The following is a 14,142-nucleotide window of genomic DNA, read 5'->3' as shown; positions in this document are numbered from 1 at the left end:
CAGGGGACGATGGGGGTCCCCCCTGCTCGAGCGAAGCCGAGAGCTTGGGGGAGGGTAGGGGCGGCGGGGGCGAGGAACATGGACATCGCTTCCGTGCAGGTCCCGTGGAAGGATGGCGCAACCGTCACATAACGAGGAGATGACCGCGTGCCTGGCACAAACCTGACCCGCGAAGAGGCGCAGCAGCGGGCGAACCTGCTCACCGTTGACTCGTACGAGATCGACCTCGACCTCACGGGCGCGCAGGAGGGCGGCACCTACCGGTCCGTGACCACGGTGCGCTTCGACGTCGCCGAGAACGGCACGGAGTCCTTCATCGACCTGGTGGCCCCGACCGTCCACGAGGTGACCCTCAACGGAGACCCGCTGGACGCGGCCGCGGTCTTCAAGGACTCCCGGATCGCACTCCAGGGTCTGCTGGAGGGACGCAACGTGCTGCGCGTGGTCGCGGACTGCGCGTACACCAACACCGGCGAGGGCCTGCACCGGTTCGTCGACCCCGTCGACCAGCAGGCGTACCTCTACACCCAGTTCGAGGTCCCGGACGCCCGCCGCGTCTTCGCGTCCTTCGAACAGCCCGACCTGAAGGCCACCTTCCAGTTCACCGTGAAGGCGCCCACCGGCTGGACGGTGATCTCCAACTCGCCGACGCCCGAGCCCAAGGACGACATCTGGGCCTTCGAGCCGACGCCGCGGATCTCCACGTACATCACCGCGCTCATCGTGGGCCCGTACCACTCCGTGCACAGCGTCTACGAGAAGGGCGGGCAGTCCGTCCCGCTCGGCATCTACTGCCGGCCCTCGCTCGCCGAGTTCCTCGACTCGGACGCGATCTTCGAGGTGACGCGGCAGGGCTTCGACTGGTTCCAGGAGAAGTTCGACTACGCGTACCCCTTCAAGAAGTACGACCAGCTCTTCGTGCCGGAGTTCAACGCGGGCGCGATGGAGAACGCGGGCGCGGTGACGATCCGCGACCAGTACGTGTTCCGGTCCAAGGTCACCGACGCCGCGTACGAGGTGCGCGCGGAGACGATCCTGCACGAGCTGGCCCACATGTGGTTCGGCGACCTCGTGACCATGGAGTGGTGGAACGACCTGTGGCTGAACGAGTCGTTCGCCACCTACACGTCCATCGCCTGCCAGGCATACGCGCCCGACTCGCGCTGGCCGCACTCCTGGACCACCTTCGCCAACTCCATGAAGACATGGGCGTACCGGCAGGACCAGCTGCCCTCCACCCACCCGATCATGGCCGAGATCCGTGACCTGGACGACGTCCTCGTCAACTTCGACGGCATCACGTACGCGAAGGGTGCGAGCGTCCTCAAGCAGCTCGTCGCGTACGTCGGCATGGACGAGTTCTTCAGCGGCGTACAGGCGTACTTCAAGGCACACGCGTACGGCAACACGCGCCTGTCCGACCTGCTGGGCGCCCTGGAGGAGACCTCCGGGCGCGACCTGAAGAACTGGTCGGAGAAATGGCTCCAGACCGCGGGCATCAACATCCTGCGCCCCGAGGTCGAGACGGACGCGAACGGCGTCATCACCTCCTTCGCCATCCGCCAGGAGGCCCCCGCCCTGCCCGCCGGTGCGAAGGGCGAGCCGACCCTCCGCCCGCACCGCATCGCGATCGGCCTCTACAACCTGGACGACGGCAGCGGCAAGCTGCTGCGCGACGAGCGCATCGAGCTGGACGTCGACGGCGACCTGACCGCCGTACCGGGACTGGTCGGCAAGCCCCGCCCGGCCGTCTTCCTGCTCAACGACGACGACCTGTCGTACGCGAAGGTCCGCCTGGACGAGCAGTCCCTCGCCTTCGTGACGGAGCACCTGGGCGACTTCGAGGCGTCTCTCCCGCGCGCTCTGTGCTGGGCGTCGGCGTGGGACATGACGCGCGACGCGGAGCTCGCGACCCGCGACTACCTGTCCCTGGTGCTGTCGGGCATCGGCAAGGAGTCCGACATCGGTGTCGTGCAGTCGCTGCAGCGCCAGGTCAAGCTGGCGATCGAGCTGTACGCCGACCCGACGGCCCGCGAGGCGCTGCTGACCCGCTGGACCGACGCGACGCTCGCGCACCTGCGCGCGACCGAGCCGGGCAGCGACCACCAGCTGGCCTGGGCGCGCGCCTTCGCTGCGACCGCGCGTACGCCGGAGCAGCTGGACCTCCTGGAGGCCCTGCTCGAGGGCCGGGAGGTCATCGAGGGCCTCGCCGTCGACACCGAGCTGCGCTGGGCGTTCGTGGAGCGGCTCGCGGCGGTCGGGCGTTACGACGAGGCGGAGATCGCCGGCGAGTACGAGCGCGACAAGACGGCGGCGGGTGAGCGTCACGCGGCCACCGCCCGTGCCGCGCGTCCCACCGAGGAGGCGAAGGCGGAGGCCTGGGCCTCGGTCATCGAGTCCGACAAGCTCCCGAACGCCGTGCAGGAGGCGGTGATCGGCGGCTTCGTGCAGACCGACCAGCGCGAGCTGCTCGCCCCGTACACGGACAAGTTCTTCGCCGTGGTCAAGGAGATCTGGGACGCCCGTTCGCACGAGATCGCCCAGCAGATCGCGATCGGCCTCTACCCGTCGATCCAGGTCTCCGAGGAGACCCTCGCCAAGACGGACGCGTGGCTGGCCTCCGCCGAGCCCAACGCGGCCCTGCGGCGGCTCGTCTCGGAGTCCCGCTCGGGCGTCGAGCGCGCGCTGAAGGCCCAGGCGGCGGACGCGGCGGCAGCGTCGTTGTAGTACCGGTTCCCGGTTGTACGGGAGTGGGGGCGTCCGGCGCTGTTGCCGGGCGCCCCCACTTAGGGCCTGTCCGGCGGATCATGCCGGAGACGCGGGGTGTGGCACGCCGATCTGCGGCGTTGTCGTCGGTTGCCGACTCCCCCAAGTTCTCGGCTTCGCTCGAACAGGGGGGACCCCCATCGCGTCGACGCCCTCCTCCGCCTTGCAGCTCGACGCCCCACACCCCGCTCACCTGCGCTGACAAGGCGCCGCTGCTTCCCTCCGACCTGATCCGCCGGACAGGCCCCAGCTCCTCACAGCAGCGCGCGGGCGAGCGCGAGCATGGTGCGGGCCTGGAGTTCGGTCTGGTCGGCGACCGGCACCCAGCGGGCGTCGAACGTGCTCTCCAACTCGCGGGACCACGCGCCCACGAGCGTGTCCAGCGCGGGTGCGCCGCCCAGGGCCTGGCGCATCATCGCCGCCGCGCGCAGCGGGATGCGCCGGGCGGCGATGCCGAGGGAGAGGGAGTTGCCGACAGTGGTGGCGAGTTCGGCGGCGGTCCAGGTGTCCACGACTCCGGAGCCGATGTCCATGAGTTCGCGGGCGGCGGTGAAGTGGGCGAGCCCGTCGGGCGTTTCCGGCGTACGCGGATCCAACTCCCCCACGATCTCCTCCAGTTGCTTGGCGCGGGTGAGCAGCATCTCGCTCGCCTCGGCGACCTCGCGGCGCGGCTCGGCCACGGGCCGCGGATCGCCGACGCCCGCCACGCTCCAGAAGGGCGCCTCGACGACGGCCGACACGGTGCCGTGCCGCATCGCATAGAGCCAGGTCGCCTGCGAGGTGAAGCCCGAGGGGTCCCGTTCCTCGGTCGGGCTCCCGTCCGGCAGGACGAGCACGCCCGGCCCCTCCGCGAGCCACCCCGTACCGTCGAACGGCCGGTGTTCCAGCGGGATGCCGAGGCCCGCCGCGATCCGGCGATAGACGGGCGGCACCCCAGGCACCGCACGCGTCAACTGCAGGAAGGTTCCGCCCACTTCGACACCATGCAGCGAGAACTGCACGACGGGGCGCAGTTCGTCGATGAGCCGAACGAGGGCCTCGGACTCCGGCATCGGCGGGCGCGGATCGCTGACGACGGGCGGGAACTCGGGCTGTGCGGCGAAGGCGGGGCGATAGAACCCCAGGTAGTAGCCCTCGACGGTCGGCGTTGCCGCGGTCAGCCGCGCCTCGGTCATCCACCGCTCGGCGAGGCTCGCCCCGTCGGGGTCGAGGCAGAGCAGGAAGTGCCAGGTGCAGTTCAGCTCACCGTCGCCCCGGCCCAATACGCCCGGCTCGCGAGCGATCCGCTCGGCCAGCCGAAGTGAAGTGGCCCCGCCCACCGGCTCGTTGGCGTGCGCACCGGCGACCGTGAGGACATGACGCGGACCGTGCCCGGCCGACAGCAGCCACAGCGGCCGGCCGGCGCGCGAGGCCCCGACATCACGCAGACGCAGCACTCCAGGCCACGCCGCCACCATCGCGCGAGCGCGTCGCAGCAGCTCGTCGAGGGTGGGATACGGGGTTCGCCACATGCCGGACCCCGGTCAGCCGCCGTTCGCGTCGCGGCCGCCGGTGGTCTCCTTCTCCCCGAACGGGCGGATCACCATAGTGACGGTCACGCCAACTCCTTACCGTCGTACGGATATTGAGCGACGCCGAGCGCCTGCACGCGATCCCCGACCGCGTCCCGTCAAGGCTCGACTCGGGGGGCCAGAGTGTCAAGGCATGTTCCTGTCACGGGGAGGGGGCCTGGTGGCAGTGGCAGTCGCGGGTGCCGGTGATGCGTCGATCCCCGGCGGGGGTCCAGGGGCGCAGCGCCCCGGCGGGGGTCTGGGGGCGGAGCCCCCAGGGATGATGGGGGTCCCCCCTGCTCGAGCGAAGCCGAGAGCTTGGGGGAGGGTAGGGGCGGCGGGGGCGACCCCCTCCACCCCACCCCCTACCTCCGCAAAGCCGGAGCCGCCACACGCGCCGAACCCGCGGCAGCGCCCCGCCCGGACGACCCGGGCGTCCCAAGCTGTCCGACCACCGTCGCCCCGAACGCCACCACCATCCCCGCCATCTGAACCGGCGTCAGCGCCTGCCCCAGCGCGGCCCACCCGATGACGGCCGCGGTCAGCGGCGACAGCGGGCCGAGGAAGGTGACCTGCGTCGCGGCGAGCTGCCCGATACCGCGGAACCAGAGCCAGTACGCGACCGCCGTGTTCGCCAGCGCGAGGTACAGATACCCGCCGACCGCCCGGCCGTCCAGCGCAGGCGGCGCGCCCTCGACGAGGACGGCGACCGGCACGATCAGCAGCCCACCGGCCGTCAGCTGCCAGGCGGTCAGCCCCAGCGGACCGACCCCGTCCGGCCGCCCCCACCGTTTGGTGAGCACCGTACCGGCGGACATCGACGCGGTCGCGGCGAGCGCGGCGAGGACACCCACCGGATCGAGCGCGCCCGCCGCCTTCAGAACGACGAGGCTGACGCCGAGGGCCGCGGCGATGCCGGTGAGGAGGGTACGGCGGGTCGGGCGGTCGCCGAGCAGCAGCGCCGCGAGCCCTGCGACGAACAGCGGCCCGACCGAGCCGACGACCGCCGCCAGGCCGCCGGGCAGCCGGTACGCGGAAAGGAACAGCAGCGGAAAGAAGGCGCCGATGTTCAGCGCGCCCAGCGCCGCCGCCTTCCACCACCAGGCGCCGCGCGGCAGCACCCGGGCCAGCGCGAGGAGCAGCAGCCCGGCGGGCAGGGCGCGCATCACCCCGGTGAACAGGGGCCGGTCGGCGGGGAGGAACTCGCTGGTGACGGCGTAGGTGCTGCCCCAGGAGATGGGGGCCAGCGCGGTGAGGGCTATGAGGGTGGGGCGATTGACAGCCATGAAACTAACTTAGCAGCAAGCTACTTACCATTAAGCCACTTATCACTCACCCACTTCCCATCAAGCTACTTTCTTGCGAGCTACCCGACCACGGCGGATACTCACCCCATGAGCACGAGCACGAGCACCCCGAAGGACCCCGTCGACGCGATCATCGAGCAGTGGGCCACCGTGCGGCCGGATCTCGACACCGCCGCGATGGAGGTCTTCGGACGGATCTACCGGCTCGCCCGCACGATGGGCGACCGGATGGACAAGGCGTACGCGCCGTACGGCATCTCGCGCGGGGAGTTCGACGTGCTGGCGACCCTGCGCCGCTCGGACGCCCCGTACACGCTCTCGCCCCGGCAGCTCTCGGCGACACTGATGCTCACCACCGGCGGGATGACCGGGCGCCTGGACAAGCTGGAGCGCGCGGGGCTGCTGCGGCGGTCCCCCGACCCGCACGACCGGCGCGGACTCCAGGTGACGCTCACCGACAAGGGGCTGCGGCTCATCGACGAGGCGGTCGCTGCGGGGCTGGCCGTCCAGACGGCGGCCCTGGCCCACCTGGACAAGAAACAGGCCGGCCAGCTGGCTGACCTGTTGCGCGAGTTGCTCGTCGGAACCGGAGCCGACGCCGGCTCCTGACGCCGGCTCCGACGTCGACCGGAGCCCTGACGCCGACCGTCCCTCAGCTCCCCAGCGCGGCCACCACCGCCGCCTCGATCGCCGCCGCGTCGGGGGACTCAGCGGCCCAGGCCACGTATCCATCGGGCCGCACCAGCAGCGCCGTAGCCGTAGCCGAAGGGGGCGACGAAGGCGTCACCGACGGCGTTGGCGGTCAGGATGGACTCCGGCTTCTCGTCGAGCAGGACGACCGCGAGGACGACGGACCGGATGAGGCCGCGGGCGTCGAGCTGCTCCAGGGTGCGGGCCTGGACGGTGAAGGCGCGGGAGAGGTTGCTGATCTTACGCAGAGACGCGGCGCCGTCGCTTCCCTCCGACCTGATCCGCCGGACAGGCCCTGACGGAGGCACCCCGGAAAACACGTCGAGGGAGCCCGCGCACCCGGTGGATGCGCGGACTCCCTCGACGGAGCGATGGAGGAGAGGGCCGGAACCAGCCCCCGGAACCAGTCCCCGGAATCAGCCCCGCTTCTGGCCGAGCTGCTTGTCGGACTTGTCGAGGACCATCACGAGACCCGCGATGACCAGGAACAGCACGATCGGCGCGGCGACGTAGAGACCGAGCGTGTCGATCACGCTCAGGCCCGGACCGGGGTCGTCACCGTCGTCGGGGGTCACCGCTAGCGCGGGGGACGACATGAGCAGCATCATCAGCGTCGTACCGGAAGCCAGGGCGCCGGCGCGCAGGGCGTTCTTCTTGTCCACGGTGCAAACGTAGCGAACACCTAAATGAGTCGCGCGCCCGGGGTGCCGTACGGAGGCATCACGAGGTGCCCAACGAAGACGTCAGCGCGCCGCGCGACCACCGCCCCCGCCCCCGCCATCACCCGCACGCGCCCGCGCCCGCGCCCGCAGCACCTCGATCAGCGCATGCAGCCGTGGCGACGCGGCCAGTTCCTCCAGCGTCACCGGGCGACCGTCCGCGTCGGCGATGGGCAGCCGCCAGTTCGGATACTGGTCCCAGGTGCCGGGCAGGTTCTGCGGGCGGCGGTCGCCGACCGCGTCCGGGAGCCAGACGCCGATCATGCGGGCGGGCGTACGCAGCAGGAACCGGTGCACGGCCTGGATCTCGGCCTCCTCCAACACCGCCGAGCCACCACCGCCCCCGCGGCCCGCGCCGTGCAGCAGCCCGAGCCGGGCGAACACCGCCAGCCACTCCCCCGTCTCCGCCGCGGCCGCGGCCCGCTCCTCCTCCAGGGAGCCGGTCAACAGGCCGAGCCGGTCGCGGAGTTCGACGTGGTCGCCGCTGAACCGGGACGCGGTGGGCGGCAGGTCGTGGGTGGTGGCGGTGGCCAGGCAGTCGGCACGCCAGCGCTCGGGGGGAAGGGGCAGTCCGTCGCCGTCCCAGTCACGTTCGAACCACAGCACCGACGTGCCGAGCACCCCGCGCTCGTGCAGCGTCTCGCGCACCCCCGGCTCTACGGTGCCGAGGTCCTCGCCGATCACCAGGGCCCCGGCCCGCGAGGCCTCCAAGGTCAGGATCGCGAGCATCGCCTCGGCGTCGTAACGGACGTACGTCCCCTCCGTGGGCGGCTGCCCCTGCGGGACCCACCAGAGCCGGAACAGGCCCATGACGTGGTCGATGCGCAGGGCGCCCGCGTAGCGGAAGAGGGCGCGCAGGAGGTGGCGGTAGGGCGCGTAGCCCGAGGCGGCCAGCCGGTCCGGGCGCCAGGGCGGCAGGCCCCAGTCCTGACCGCGCGCGTTGAAGGCGTCCGGGGGCGCGCCCACCGACATGCCCGCCGCGAAGTACTCCTGCTGCGCCCAGGCGTCGGCCCCGCCCGGATGGACCCCGACCGCGAGATCGTGCACGAGCCCCACCGCCATCCCCGCGTCGCGCGCGGATCTCTGCGCGGTGGCGAGCTGGGCGTCAGTGAGCCAGGCGAGCCGGCTGTGGAGTTCGACGCGGTCCATCAACTCGCCCCGGGCGCGGGCGGTTGCGGGCGAGCGGGGATCGCGCAGGCCCGCGGGCCAGCGCTGCCACTCGGAGCCGTACACCTCGGCGAGCGCGCACCAGGTGACATGGTCCTCCAGCGCCTCGCCCTCCTGGGCGAGGAAATCGGCGTACGCGGCCCGCCGCCCCGGCCCGAGCGGCACCGCGCGCACCAGTTCCAACGCCTCGCGCTTGAGCTCCCACACGGCGTCGCGGTCGATCAACGCGCCCTTGTGCAGCACGGATTCACGCAGTCGCTCGGCACGCTCCAGCAGCGCCCGCATTCGGCCCGGATCGTCGACGTGGGCGAACTCGGGAATGTCCTCGACCCTCAGATGCACCGGGTCGGGGAAGCGCCGGGAGGAGGGCCGGTACGGGGAGGGGTCGGTGGGGACGCCGAGTACGGCCGCGTGCAAGGGGTTGACCTGCACGAATCCGGCGCCGAGCGCGCGGCCCGCCCAGGCGGTCAGCTCGGCGAGGTCACCGAGGTCGCCCATGCCCCAGGAGCGGTGGGACAGGAGCGAGTAGAGCTGGACGAGGAGTCCGTACGTGCGTCCGGGCGGCGCGGGCAGTCGGGCGGGGGCGGCGACGAGGTGGACGTCGGCGGTGCGGCCGTCGGGCGCGGTGGCGTGCAACGCGTGTACGCCGGGCGGGAGTTGTTCGGCGGAGGCGCGGGTCTCGCCCTGTTCGGTCGTGATGCGCAGGCGGGTGCCGTCCGGCAGCGCGGCCAGTGCGGCGGGCGTGTGGCCGCCCCAGCACACCACCGTCGGCGGCAGCAGCCGCTCCCGCGTCTCGCTCTCCCGGGCGGCGAGGGCCACGCGGACGGCGTCCGGCGTGCTCGCGTCGACGCCGAGCGCCGCCAGGGCCGCGACGACCGCGCCGTCGGCGGCCGCGACCGTACGGTCCGGGGAGGGGCTGTAGGAGGTGGCGACGCCGTGCAGCTCGGCGAGCCGGGACAGCGGTGTGTCCCGAGGACCGTCGGACGGGCGAGGCGCCATCTAGACCCCCGACGCGTCCGCGCCGGCACCGGCGGAGCTGGGCTCGCTGGTCAGGTGCGCGGCGTCGGCCAGCGGTGGCTCGCTGGTCAGCGGCTCGGCGTCGGGGAGAGGAGGTTCGCTGGTCAGCGGCGGCTCGGCGCAGGCGCCCTCCGCGCTGTAGCTGCCGAAGATACAGACATCGGGCGTGGCGGACGGCTCCGCCGGGGGTTTGGAAAGGGCCGAGAGCAGAAGGTGTGCCGATGCGGCCACGGGGGTCTCCTTGTCGTCGTACGGCTGGAAGCGGGTTACCGCAGCCCTACCCAACGGGCGCGACGGCAGACGTACACGGACGAACAACGTGCTTGTGGTCACACTTCCGGTCGCCTTCCGTTCCGGCTCGACGCCTCCCCACGCGGACGACAACAGCTCCGACGCGGGGAACCGGTCGCCCCCCGGCGCAGTGAACCGATCGCCATTCAATGATCGATAGACGGGGTGTGAGACTGTTCCGCCCCATGAGGGGCCACCCGGAGGAAGCTACGGACGCGGCACTGCTGCGGGCCGTCGCGGACGGGGACTCGGCGGCGTTGGCCGCGCTGTACGACCGGCATGCCGGGTGGCTGCACACGCGGCTGACCCGGCGGTGCGCCGATCCCGAAGTCGTACGAGAAGTACTGCAGGACACCTTCGTGACGGTGTGGCGGTCCGCGACCTCGCACAAGGGCGCGGAGGCAGGCGGCTGGCTGTGGACGATCGCGGCGCGTCGGCTCGTCGACGCGCGGCGCGTGCAGGAACGGGCCGATCGGGTCGAGCGCGTCGAGTACACGGCGCCCGTGCCAGCGCCCTCCGCGGAGGAGAGGGTGCTGGCGGGCCTGGAGTACGGGGACGTGGGCACGGCCCTGGACCGCATCTCGCCCGAGCTGCGCGAGGTGCTGCGCGCGACGGTCGTCGACGGGCTGACCACGCGGGAGACGGCCCGGCTGCTCGGGATCCCGGAGGGCACGGTCAAGACACGCGCGATGCGGGCCCGCGCGGAACTCCGGGCGGCGCTCGCCCACCTCAACCCGACTCTGGATCCGTCTCCGCTGGGAGGTTCGGCATGACCGGCTGGCACGCACCCGACGACCTCGTCGCCCGTTACGCGGACGGCTCCCTTCCGGAGACGGAAGCCTGGTCCCTGGAGAAACACCTGGAGCGCTGCGGGGACTGCGCCGCACGGGCCTCGGGCGCGGCGCGCGCGGGGGCGGCCGGGGTGGTGCTGGCGGAGGTGCGGGACGCGATCCTCGCATCGGCGGTGGCGGATGCACCGGCTCCGGCACCGGCTCCCGCACCGCCCCCCGTGCCGAAGCGCGCCCGCGCCGTCGGGGGGCGGCTCGGGCGGATCCTCTGGGCCGCCGGGCCCGCCTTGCGCGGGGCCTGGGCCGGGGCGGTGGTGCTGGTGGCCGTCGGGGCGCTCGCGCTCGCGTACGGGGGTGGCTTCGACAGCGTGCGCTCCCTGCTGCTGGCCGTCGCGCCGATCGTCCCCGTCGCCGGGGTCGCCCTGTCGTACGGACGGCACGCCGATCCACTGCACGAGATCGTCACGGCATCGCCGTCCGGCGGCCTGCGCCTGATGCTCATGCGGACGGCGGCCGTACTGGCGGTGAGTCTGCCGCTGCTGACGGCGGCGGGGTTGCTGCTCCCGGCCGCCACCGATCCGCGCCTGCCGCAGGCACCCGTGGCGGCCGCCTGGCTGCTGCCCGGGCTCGCCCTCACGCTGGCCACGCTGGCGCTGTCCGGGTACGTGGGTTGCCATATCGCGTCCGCGGTGGTCGGCGGAGGCTGGCTGCTCGCGCTGGCGGCGCCGGTCCTCATGGCCACCGACCCGGTCCTGACGGTCCGTCTCACGGACCAGCTCTCCGTCTACTTCACCGGCGCCTCACCGCAGTGGGGCTGGGCCGCGGCGTCCGCGCTCTGCGCCCTCCTGCTCGCCGCGCGCCGCACCGCGTACGACCGTCTGGAGACGATGTGAACACCCTTGATACGAACGCCGATCCCGGCCCCGGGTCCGCCGCCATCCAAGTCTCCGGACTGACCGTCCGGCACCGCAGAACCACCGCCCTGGACGCCGTCGACCTGGACTTCGGCCCCGGCGTCCACGGACTGCTCGGGCCCAACGGCGCCGGCAAGACCTCCCTCGTCCGCGTCCTCGCGACGGTCGCGGAGCCCGCCGAGGGCCGTGTGGAGATGCTCGGCAGCGACCTGAGCCGACGACGGGAGCGCGGTGCGGTCCGCCGCGAACTGGGCTATCTGCCGCAGGACTTCGGTTACTACCCGGGGTTCACCGTGCGGGAGTTCGTGGCATACGTGGCCTGGTTGAAGGAACTGCCGGCCGCCGCCGCCCCGGCCGCGGTCGAGCGGGCCGTGGCCCGGGTCGGGCTCGCCGACCGCATCGACGCCAAGGTCCGCACGCTGTCCGGCGGCATGATCCGCCGCGTCGGCATCGCCCAGGCCATCGTGAACGACCCCCGCGTCCTGCTCCTCGACGAGCCCACCGCGGGCCTGGACCCGGAGCAGCGCGTCGATTTCCGCGCGCTGCTGCGGGAGCTGGGCCGGGTCTCCACCGTCATCGTCTCCACCCACCTGGTGGAGGACGTGGCCGCGGCCTGCACCGACGTCACCCTGATCGAGGCCGGCCAGGTCGCCTACCGCGGCACGCCCCACTCCCTCGCCACCCTCGGCGCAGACGGCGACGAGTCCGACGGCAACGCCCTCGAGCGCGGCTACACCACTGCTCTGCGCGGCCACCGCGCTTCGACGGGGGCCGGCCGATGACCATCAGCACCCAGCCGAACGGCGACCGCTCGGCAGACACGCACACCCCGACCGACGAAAACCCGCAGCTCACCACGCTGCCGCCCCGGGCACCCCGAACGCCCCTCGCCGCGAAGCCCGGCTCCGCTCCCCATCCCCTCCGCACGGAGTCCCTGCGCGGCATCGGCCCCTGGTCCGCCGCCGCCCTGCTGATCACCTTGGTGTGGATCCTCGCCGCCAAGGCGGGCCAGTGGCAGGGCAGCTGGGGAGAGACGACCAGCCTGCTGAACACGGCGGCCGGCCTGATCGGTGTGCCGCTCGCGCTCGCCGCGGGCGCCTGGCAGGGCGGCCGGGACCGCCGACTGCGGCTGACCGAACTGCGCGCCTCGACCGCTCGGACGCCGCTCGCCCAGCTCCTGACGGCCGCGCTGCCGCTCGCCTGCTGGCTGGCGGCGGCCTACGCGCTGGCGGCGGCCGGAGCACTGCTCGCCTGCGCCCCGTACGCGTCGGCCGGCGGCCCGGCTCCGCTGGTCTACGCCGGAGCCGCGGTCTCGATCGGCGCGGCCTCGGTGCTCGGCCAGGTGGCCGGACGGCTGCTGCCCTGGCGGCTGACCGCTCCCGCACTCGCGATCGCCTGCTACGTCGTCTTCGTCCTGGTCGGCGAGAGGCACTCGGGCCTGCGCTACCTCACGCCTGCCGCGTCGCTCGAGTTCGACGACGAGGACCTGCTGGTCTGGTGGCACCCCCTCGCATCGGCCCTGTGGGTGGCCGGGCTCGCCACCGCCGCCGTCCTGGCCCATACCGCGTACCGCCGCGCCACCGCCCTGCTGCCGCTCGCCGCCGCGCTCGGCGCCGCCGTTCTGCTGGTCCAGACGGGCGACGGGCTGCTGCGCGACAACCCACTCGTCCACCGTCAGGTGTGCGACGAGTCCACCACCCCGCAGATCTGCGTCAACGCCACCTACCCGGGCATGCTGCCGGAGGTGACCCGCGCGCTGTCCGGTCTCACCGGCCGGCTACGGGGCGTGCAGAACCTGCCGGTCCGCTTCGAGGACCTCGGGCGCCGCTCGCGCGAGGACGAGGCAGAGCTGCCGATGCTCACCCCGTTCGGCTGGAACACCGTACGGGGGAAGGTGACCGATCCGGAGCGGTACGCCTGGGAGGCCGCCCGGGCGCTGGTCCGCTGGGATTGCGGCGCGGCGCCGTCGGCGCAGCGGGTCCGGGTCGCGGACGAGGCCGTGCTGAAGTGGCTGGCTCCGGATTCCCTGTACGAGGACATGCGCGAGCAGTTCGTGGCGCGGGCCCGGGAGCAGGGCGACGAGAAGGAACTCGCCCGGTACCGCGCCGAGAACGAGGCGTACGCCCGTCTCACCGCCATGACCGCCGACGAGCGCCGCTCCTGGCTGAGCCGCTACTTCAGTACGGCCGGACAGTGCGACCCGAACCCGAGCGAGGTCCCGTCACTGTGAAATCCGTTCCCGGATCGAACTCCGTCCCCGGACCGACCACCGTCCCCGGATCGAACCCCGTCCCCGGATTCAAGCCCCTTGCCCTCTACAGCCGCTCCCGGCGAATCCCGACGGCCCTGGCCGCCCTGGCCTGCGCCGCGCTGCTCACCCTGGGGGCGGCGAGCCGCCCGGACGCCTTCCTCCCGTACCGCGGCGCCCCGCTCCTCTGGCTCACCCCGCTGCTGGCCGCCGCGGCGATCGGCATGAGCCTGCACTCGTACACCCGTGACCTGGACGAGACCGCCGTACGCCCCTGGTGGCCGCGGCGCCTGGCCCATCTGCTGGTTCTCACCGCGGCCACCACGGCAGCCCTGGCCCTCGCCGTGCCCGGGGATGCGCAGTCGCTCGGGGCGGCGGGGACGGTCCGCAACACACTGGGCGCCATCGGGATCACGGCGGCCGGGGCGGTGATCTTCGGCGCCCGGGCGAGCTGGCTGCCGACGGCGCTGTATTTCGGCGCGGTGCAGCTGTCGACCACCTCGCCGGGTATGAGAAGCCAGACATTTCTCACCTGGCCCCTGCAGCCGGGCTCCCAGCCTGGCGCCTGGACCCCCGCCCTCACACTCTTCGTACTGGGCACGGCACTGTACGCGACGCGCGGCGCCCGCCCCGAGGGACCCCGCGTCTGACGCGAGGCCGCACGGGGCGGACCACGGGGTACGGA

14 protein-coding genes are annotated in these 14,142 nt (G+C 72.8%); 7 read left to right on the top strand and 7 right to left on the bottom strand.

Annotated elements, in window-relative coordinates; translation table 11 throughout:
- The first annotated feature begins 147 nt into the window (after positions 1-147).
- Positions 148-2,727 carry an aminopeptidase N gene (pepN, locus tag ACX28W_RS14015; RefSeq protein ID WP_458999243.1) on the top strand — a complete coding sequence of 860 codons (2,580 nt, stop codon included), beginning with the start codon at positions 148-150 and terminating at the stop codon, positions 2,725-2,727.
- 293 nt (positions 2,728-3,020) lie between these two features.
- Here pepN and ACX28W_RS14010 read toward each other — a convergent pair whose 3' ends face one another.
- Positions 3,021-4,277 (bottom strand): M14 family zinc carboxypeptidase, encoded by a 1,257-nt coding sequence (locus tag ACX28W_RS14010; protein ID WP_458999242.1) that lies wholly within the window; start codon positions 4,275-4,277, stop codon positions 3,021-3,023.
- Between the two features lie 404 nt (positions 4,278-4,681).
- Entirely contained in the window at positions 4,682-5,602 is a 921-nt protein-coding gene (locus ACX28W_RS14005; RefSeq protein WP_458999241.1) for an EamA family transporter, read from the bottom strand.
- Between the two features lie 108 nt (positions 5,603-5,710).
- Here ACX28W_RS14005 and ACX28W_RS14000 point away from each other — a divergent pair, with 108 nt between their 5' ends.
- The gene (locus ACX28W_RS14000) at positions 5,711-6,232 is read left to right on the top strand and encodes a MarR family winged helix-turn-helix transcriptional regulator (RefSeq protein WP_458999240.1); all 522 of its coding nucleotides are present in this window, start codon (positions 5,711-5,713) and stop codon (positions 6,230-6,232) included.
- 43 nt (positions 6,233-6,275) lie between these two features.
- On the opposite strand, the gene ACX28W_RS13995 is transcribed toward ACX28W_RS14000, so the two are convergent.
- The 5 genes from ACX28W_RS13995 to ACX28W_RS13975 all read right to left on the bottom strand — a co-directional run bounded on the left by ACX28W_RS13995 (position 6,276) and on the right by ACX28W_RS13975 (position 9,447).
- The gene (locus ACX28W_RS13995; RefSeq protein ID WP_458999254.1) at positions 6,276-6,347 is read right to left on the bottom strand and encodes a hypothetical protein; all 72 of its coding nucleotides are present in this window, start codon (positions 6,345-6,347) and stop codon (positions 6,276-6,278) included.
- On the bottom strand, positions 6,331-6,621 hold the full coding sequence (locus ACX28W_RS13990; RefSeq protein WP_458999255.1) for a hypothetical protein: 291 nt from the start codon (positions 6,619-6,621) through the stop codon (positions 6,331-6,333). Before ACX28W_RS13990 ends, ACX28W_RS13995 begins: the two co-directional genes overlap by 17 nt.
- Before the next feature lie 108 nt (positions 6,622-6,729).
- Positions 6,730-6,975: a hypothetical protein gene (locus ACX28W_RS13985; RefSeq protein WP_362082323.1), complete on the bottom strand. Its 246-nt coding sequence runs from the start codon at positions 6,973-6,975 to the stop codon at positions 6,730-6,732.
- Between the two features lie 81 nt (positions 6,976-7,056).
- Positions 7,057-9,198: a 4-alpha-glucanotransferase gene (gene malQ, locus ACX28W_RS13980; RefSeq protein WP_458999239.1), complete on the bottom strand. Its 2,142-nt coding sequence runs from the start codon at positions 9,196-9,198 to the stop codon at positions 7,057-7,059.
- Positions 9,199-9,447: a hypothetical protein gene (locus tag ACX28W_RS13975; protein WP_458999238.1), complete on the bottom strand. Its 249-nt coding sequence runs from the start codon at positions 9,445-9,447 to the stop codon at positions 9,199-9,201.
- Between the two features lie 245 nt (positions 9,448-9,692).
- On the opposite strand from ACX28W_RS13975, the gene ACX28W_RS13970 reads away from it, so the two are divergent.
- From ACX28W_RS13970 to ACX28W_RS13950, 5 genes are read left to right on the top strand one after another with little or no spacing between them, the layout of a single operon-like run.
- Complete coding sequence (locus ACX28W_RS13970; protein WP_458999237.1) at positions 9,693-10,280, top strand: RNA polymerase sigma factor; 588 nt, start codon at positions 9,693-9,695, stop codon at positions 10,278-10,280.
- Positions 10,277-11,188, top strand: coding sequence for a zf-HC2 domain-containing protein (locus ACX28W_RS13965; protein ID WP_458999236.1), 912 nt, complete (start codon positions 10,277-10,279; stop codon positions 11,186-11,188). Before ACX28W_RS13970 ends, ACX28W_RS13965 begins: the two co-directional genes overlap by 4 nt.
- The gene (locus tag ACX28W_RS13960; RefSeq protein ID WP_458999235.1) at positions 11,185-11,991 is read left to right on the top strand and encodes an ATP-binding cassette domain-containing protein; all 807 of its coding nucleotides are present in this window, start codon (positions 11,185-11,187) and stop codon (positions 11,989-11,991) included. Before ACX28W_RS13965 ends, ACX28W_RS13960 begins: the two co-directional genes overlap by 4 nt.
- Positions 11,988-13,439, top strand: a complete 1,452-nt coding sequence (locus tag ACX28W_RS13955) for a hypothetical protein (RefSeq protein WP_458999234.1) — start codon at positions 11,988-11,990, stop codon at positions 13,437-13,439. The genes ACX28W_RS13960 and ACX28W_RS13955 overlap by 4 nt, the downstream gene beginning before the upstream one ends.
- Positions 13,436-14,107, top strand: coding sequence for a hypothetical protein (locus ACX28W_RS13950; protein WP_458999233.1), 672 nt, complete (start codon positions 13,436-13,438; stop codon positions 14,105-14,107). Before ACX28W_RS13955 ends, ACX28W_RS13950 begins: the two co-directional genes overlap by 4 nt.
- Positions 14,108-14,142: the final 35 nt, after the last annotated feature.

The sequence above is a fragment of the Streptomyces sp. SD15 genome (assembly GCF_054462255.1).
This window is presented reverse-complemented; position numbering and strand designations above follow the sequence as displayed.

Coding starts and splice junctions, on each gene's coding strand:
- malQ (WP_458999239.1), bottom strand. CDS start 9,198: ATGGCGCCTCGCCCGTCCGACGGTCCTCGGGACACACCGCTGTCCCGG.
- ACX28W_RS13965 (WP_458999236.1), top strand. CDS start 10,277: ATGACCGGCTGGCACGCACCCGACGACCTCGTCGCCCGTTACGCGGAC.
- ACX28W_RS13970 (WP_458999237.1), top strand. CDS start 9,693: ATGAGGGGCCACCCGGAGGAAGCTACGGACGCGGCACTGCTGCGGGCC.
- ACX28W_RS14000 (WP_458999240.1), top strand. CDS start 5,711: ATGAGCACGAGCACGAGCACCCCGAAGGACCCCGTCGACGCGATCATC.
- ACX28W_RS14005 (WP_458999241.1), bottom strand. CDS start 5,602: ATGGCTGTCAATCGCCCCACCCTCATAGCCCTCACCGCGCTGGCCCCC.
- ACX28W_RS14010 (WP_458999242.1), bottom strand. CDS start 4,277: ATGTGGCGAACCCCGTATCCCACCCTCGACGAGCTGCTGCGACGCGCT.
- ACX28W_RS13955 (WP_458999234.1), top strand. CDS start 11,988: ATGACCATCAGCACCCAGCCGAACGGCGACCGCTCGGCAGACACGCAC.